The 3,413-nt window shown below is 62.6% G+C and carries 3 protein-coding genes and 1 tRNA gene; all 4 read right to left on the reverse strand.

The window, feature by feature from the left end:
• Window positions 1–298 (reverse strand): alpha/beta fold hydrolase (locus V7D69_RS15570; protein WP_333606274.1); only part of this gene is annotated, 298 nt, incomplete at its 3' end.
• Between the two features lie 140 nt (window positions 299–438).
• Window positions 439–2,397: a hybrid sensor histidine kinase/response regulator gene (locus V7D69_RS15575; protein WP_333606275.1), complete on the reverse strand. Its 1,959-nt coding sequence runs from the start codon at window positions 2,395–2,397 to the stop codon at window positions 439–441.
• Window positions 2,398–2,699: 302 nt separating this feature from the next.
• Window positions 2,700–2,773 (reverse strand) — tRNA-Gly (locus tag V7D69_RS15580).
• Window positions 2,774–2,807: 34 nt separating this feature from the next.
• Window positions 2,808–3,341, reverse strand: coding sequence for a response regulator transcription factor (locus tag V7D69_RS15585; RefSeq protein ID WP_333606276.1), 534 nt, complete (start codon window positions 3,339–3,341; stop codon window positions 2,808–2,810).
• Window positions 3,342–3,413: the final 72 nt, after the last annotated feature.

A 3,413-nucleotide genomic window follows, 5' to 3' on the forward strand; every position in this document is an offset into this window, starting at 1 on the left:
ACACATAATCAGACATCAGATAGGAGCCTTGCGCCGACCAGGCGCTGTCGCCATGTCCGCGCAGGTCGGGCGCGATCACGTGATAATCACGGGCCAGTGCCTGGGCGGTCCAGTCCCAGCTGCGCGCATGATCGCGGCCGCCATGGACCAGGATCAGGGGCGGCGCCGATCGATTGCCCCAGTCCAAATAATGCAACCGAGTGCGAAGCGACGTGAAATAATGCGATGTCGGGCCGACTGCGGGCGGGCTTTCCCTGCGATCCGAGCGTTTGTCGGGAAAGGCGGGTTTGATATTCATCGTTCCTGCGCGGTCTCCGCGCAGCTGACAGGATGTCGGCTGCGCAACGACATTGTTATAGCGCGCTTTTCCGGGGATCGGGTGAAGATTCTGGCGATCTGTCCGGCCATCCGTACCAAATCGGGAGGGCGGCCGGGCGTTTATCGTTCGGCGATCCGGATCAGCCTCTCTGTCTGGCGCTCGTGACACGCCATGGCGACGGCGCGTGCCAGTTCGGCCTGCTTGAACGGTTTGTCCAGCCGCTGCCGTCGTGTGGTATGGGGCGGCAGTTCGGCAAAGCCGGTGATGATGATAACCGGCAGGCCGGGAAGCTTTTCCTCGATCGCATCCGCAAGCTGAGCCCCGGTCATGCCTGGCATCGCATGGTCGGTGATCACCATGTCGACGTCGCATTCGGCCAGCATGCGCAGCGCATCGTCGCCCGATGCCGACTGGAACACCGTGTGGCCCAGTTCCTCGAGCATGCCCGCCGTGTTGGTCAGCACCAGATCGTCATCGTCCACAGCCAGGATCACGAGCTGTTGATCGCCTGACAGCGTCACCGCCTCCGGCGTCGGTTCGACCTTGGCTGGCTGCGCGGCTTCCGCTGTCGCGACCGGTAGCCACAGGGAAACGCTGGTTCCGCGACCCGGCTCGCTGGATATGATCAGCGATCCGCCGCACTGCTGGGCGAATCCATGTACCATCGACAGGCCAAGGCCCGTTCCCTTGCCCACCCCCTTGGTAGTGAAGAACGGCTCGCGGGCGCGTCCAAGCGTCGCTTCGTCCATCCCTTCGCCCTCGTCGATCACCGACAGCCGAACATAATGGCCCGAGGCGAGATCGGGCCGCTCCTCGTTCAGGACGTGCGCCTCCAGCCCCTCTATGATGAGCCGTCCGCCGCCTGGCATCGCATCGCGCGCGTTCACCGCCAGGTTCAGCAGCGCCAGTTCCAGCTGGGCCGGGTCGGCGTGGGCGGCGCTCATCGTCAAGGGGAAGCGCGTTTCGATCGCAACCGCGGGGCCGATCGTCGATTGCAACAGATCGGCCATGTTGCGCACCAGAGCCACACAATCGACGCTGCTCAGCTTCAGCTCCTGCTTGCGCGCGAAGGCCAGCATGCGTTGCGTCAGGGTCGCGCCGCGTTCCGCTGCGGTCATCGCATTGTCGATATAGCGCGATATGTCGGCGCCGGTCGCCAACCGCTGCCGTGCCAGGTCCAGGCTGCCCACGATGACCGCCAGCAAATTGTTGAAATCATGCGCGACCCCGCCGGTCAGCTTACCGATCGCGTCCATCTTCTGCGACTGGAAAATGGCTTCGCGCGCCTGTTCCAGCGCCAGCTGCGTTTCGCGTCTTTCGGTCAGGTCGCGCGTGATCTTGGCAAAGCCGATCAACCTGCCGTCGTCATCGCGTATCGCGTCGATGACGACATTGGCCCAAAAGCGCGTTCCGTCCTTGCGAATGCGCCAGCCCTCCGCCTCGAACCGGCCTTCGCGCTCGGCGGTTTCCAGGGCCCGCGATGGCACGCCGGCCATGCGGTCCTCTTCAGAATAGAAGCGGGAGAAGTTCTGGCCCAATATTTCGTCGGCCGTATAGCCCTTGAAGCGCTCGGCTCCCGCGTTCCAGCTGGTGATCGTGCCCACCGGGTCGAGCATGTAGATGGCATAGTCGGTGACGCCCTGAACCAGCAGGCGGAACCGCTCCTCGCTGGCGCGCAGAGCCTCCTGTGCGGCGCGCCTTTCGGTCAGGTCGCGCGTGACCTTGGCAAAACCGATGAGCTTGCCGCCCGAATCCCGGATCGGGTCGATGACGACATTTGCCCAGAACGGCGTGCCGTCCTTGCGCACGCGCCAGGCCTCCGCCTCGAACCGTCCTTCTTCTTCAGCGGTTTGCAACGCCAGGGCCGGAAGACCGGCTGCCTGATCCTCGGGCGTGTAGAAGCGGGAAAAATGTTCGCCGATAATCTCTTCGGCCTCATAGCCCTTGAACCGGCGGGCACCCGCATTCCAGCTGACGATGATGCCGTTGGGCGACAACATGTAGATCGCGTAGTCGGTAACGCTCTGGACAAGCAACTCAAAGCGGTTTCCAGAGTCCTCCGGCGCCGCCGTGTTCATAAGTTCCCCGTTACTTCTTTCTTCTCGAAATCTGCAAACCCGCTCGTTTGGGTGAATGTTCCGTTTTTTGTAGTCGGACATCAAATGTTTGATGTTATGATTTTGAAATGAAATGCTAATTTCTGAAGTGTTCGTCCTGATAGGACGGCAATGTGAAATTTTCCTCGAAAATCGGGCGTGCGCGACCACAAGGCCATCCTGCCGCCTTGGGGATTTCCGAAGGGTCGCCCCGGTGCTTACCGTGACGTTGCCGCAGTCCCTGAGCCAAAGCTGGTTAAAGAGGAAAAAGGGCGGTTCCGCAGTGGAGCGGGTGAAGGGAATCGAACCCTCGTCGTAAGCTTGGGAAGCTTCTGCTCTGCCATTGAGCTACACCCGCGTCGGAATGGCCATGGCATGACGGCTCCGTCAGGTCAACCGACCTGCCGTTTGGCGAGCTTGCGCGCCAGGGTGCGGCGGTGCATGCCCAGGCGCCGCGCGGCTTCGGAAATGTTGAAGTCGCTGTCCTTGAGCACTTCGTGGATATGTTCCCACTCCAGCGTCTTGATCGACGTCGGGCGCGGGGCGAGCGGCGTGGACGGATCGCCGGCCGAACGGGCGAAGGCGGCCTCGATATCGTCGGTATTGGACGGCTTGGCGAGATAATTGGACGCGCCCAGCTTGATCGCCTCCACCGCCGTCGCGATGCTGGCAAAGCCGGTCAGCACGACGATCAGCATGCCGGGGTCATGGGCATGCAGCGTCTGGACGCATACCAGCCCCGATTCCGGCCCTAGCTTGAGGTCGACCACGGCATAGCCCGGATTATTGTCCGCCAGCAAAGCGACCAGGCCTGCATGATTGTCCGTGGTCAGCACCCGATAGCCGCGCCGTTCGAAGGATCGCTTCAAGGTGCGCACGAAGTCGGCGTCATCTTCGACCAGCACCAGCAGCCGCTCTTCGTTCATTGCTCTGTCTCCTCCAACGCCACGGTGCCCAGCGGCAGCCGCAGCAGGATCAGCGCGCCGCCATCCGCGCCG

The organism is Novosphingobium sp. (assembly GCF_036733805.1).
Lineage (GTDB): Bacteria > Pseudomonadota > Alphaproteobacteria > Sphingomonadales > Sphingomonadaceae > Novosphingobium.

Coding starts and splice junctions, on each gene's coding strand:
- V7D69_RS15585 (WP_333606276.1), bottom strand. CDS start 3,341: ATGAACGAAGAGCGGCTGCTGGTGCTGGTCGAAGATGACGCCGACTTC.
- V7D69_RS15575 (WP_333606275.1), bottom strand. CDS start 2,397: ATGAACACGGCGGCGCCGGAGGACTCTGGAAACCGCTTTGAGTTGCTT.